Source organism: Micromonospora echinofusca, from assembly GCF_017614955.1.
Classification (GTDB): domain Bacteria; phylum Actinomycetota; class Actinomycetes; order Mycobacteriales; family Micromonosporaceae; genus Micromonospora; species Micromonospora echinofusca_A.
This window is the reverse complement of the sequence record NZ_WVUH01000627.1, coordinates 1-1,598: the sequence shown is the minus strand read 5'-3', so window position 1 is coordinate 1,598 and position 1,598 is coordinate 1. Positions and strand designations below refer to the sequence as shown.

The following is a 1,598-nucleotide window of genomic DNA, read 5'->3' as shown; positions in this document are numbered from 1 at the left end:
GTCCAGATCAGGGCGGTGCGGGTGGGCGGGACGGCCTCGGGACCGGTCCCGCCCGACGGGGCGGGATCCGGCGAAGTGGACGTCTGTGGTCCACGCCTCGGTGTTCCGGAGGATGAGCTCATTGGTCAGTCACGCTACGGTGACCACGGCGTCGCCGTCCCACTTTGGTGGTCGGCCTCTCACAGATCGTGCCCAGGAGGGCCTGCATGGCTAACTACGGACCACCGGGTGGGCCGGAACCGTGGCCTGGCCGCCGCCCGAGCGACCCCTACCGGCCCCCGGCCGACCAGTGGGAAGCGGGTGAGCAGGCAGCTGGTCCGGGATACCCGGAGCAGGAATCTCCCGCATACGGTCCGCACGACTCTGGTTACGATCCGCACGACCCGGGTTACGTTTCGCACGACCCGGGTTACGGTCCGCCGTCACGGGACGGTGCCTACGGTTCTCCGGAGTACGGCCCACCCCGGTACGGACCGGGGGGATACGGACCGCCAGACCACGACCGAGCAGGGTACGGACCGGACCACGACCGAGCAGGGTACGGACCGGACCACGACCGAGCAGGGTACGGACCGGACCACGACCGAGCAGGGTACGGGCCGCCGGGGTACGGGCCGCCGGGGTACGCCCAGCCGCGCCCGGGGTACCGGCCGGAGACACACCCCTCGGCGGGTCACCCGCCCCCCGATCGATGGCGGGAGCCCGCGCCGTCTCCCGGGCAACGACGGGAGTTCACACCCCCAGCCGGGCGTCCGGGAGCACCCGACGACCGCGACTGGGCGGCTCCGACACCCGACCCGGGCTCCAGACGGGGCCGGGGAGCGTTGCTGGCCGTACTCGTCACCCTGGCGGTGCTGATCTGCGGTGGTGGTGCCGCCCTCTACTATCTGCGCAGCCAGGACGGGTCGTCCCCGTCGACGGCAGCCACCAGCCCCGCCCCGGGTGACCCGCCGACCGCAGCACCGCAGCCGAGCGCGGAGCCGACGTCGACCGAGCCCACCGTCGAGTCGTCGACCGATCCGCGTTTCGTCAAGGCGGGGCAGTGCGTCCGCAACGTGGGCCCGGCGAACGGGCAGCCGAAGCTGGTCATCGCCCCCTGCGGGGCCGGGACCTACCAGGTACTCCGCCGCTTCGACGGCGCCACCAGTGGTGAGAAGGACGCCGAGGCCAAGTGCGCCAAGGTGGAGGGCTACACCAACTGGTACTTCTTCAACAGCCCTCTGGACACGCTCGACTTCGTGCTCTGCCTGAAGTCGCGCTGACTCCCGACCACCCCTTGGGGAGAAAATGACTACCTACGGTTCGCCTGCGGGCGGCTACCCCGACGACCCGTCCCACCGGCCGCCCGCCTCGCCGTCCTCCGGGGGAGGTTATCCACCGCCGTACCAGGGCGGTGGCTATGAGCCCACACCGCAGTGGGGTCAGCCGCCCGGCCGCCAGGAACCACCGACCATGCCCTGGGGCCAACAGCCCGACCCGGGGTACCCGGGTCAGCACCCCGATCCGGGCTACCCGGGTCAGCAGCAGAATCCGGGCTACCCGCCGTCCGGGTCGGGCTATCCCCCGCCGCCCGGGACGTACCCGCCGCCGGCCGGGTC

The 1,598-nt window shown here is 72.2% G+C and carries 1 protein-coding gene; it reads left to right on the top strand.

Features of this window, described 5'->3' with window-relative positions; all coding sequences use genetic code 11:
* Positions 1 to 824 precede the first annotated feature (824 nt).
* Positions 825 to 1,262 carry an LppU/SCO3897 family protein gene (locus tag GSF22_RS33450; protein WP_244454596.1) on the top strand — a complete coding sequence of 146 codons (438 nt, stop codon included), beginning with the start codon at positions 825 to 827 and terminating at the stop codon, positions 1,260 to 1,262.
* Positions 1,263 to 1,598: the final 336 nt, after the last annotated feature.